Here is a 285-nt window from a genome sequence, read left to right as displayed (position 1 = left end):
AGCCGAGGATACATGTGGTGGATCAGATGATAGTTTTGACCAAGCAATAGCACGTTTAAAAGCGTGCCAGGATAGATACGCGTGTCGTGATAACGGCTACGCGATTTGTGCGGGTGATGCGGTATGTAGTCAAAAAACAACGCGAGTGCGAGCACCGCAATTATGTTTGGAATGATCACAAAGGCGACGATTTCAAAACCATAGCCAAGCGCCGTCAGAATGAGCAAGCCAGATACTACGGCAGTGAAGTAACACGCTGTACTTTTGTAAGTACTTCTAATTGCG

The 285-nt window shown here is 46.7% G+C and carries 1 protein-coding gene; it reads right to left on the bottom strand.

Annotation, left to right across the window (positions count from 1 at the left end; all coding sequences use genetic code 11):
* Positions 1–285, bottom strand: a 285-nt coding sequence (locus A3751_RS02040; RefSeq protein WP_197466109.1) for a fatty acid desaturase, incomplete at both ends; no start/stop codon positions are given.

The sequence above is a fragment of the Oleiphilus sp. HI0080 genome, from assembly GCF_001635135.1.
This window is presented reverse-complemented; position numbering and strand designations above follow the sequence as displayed.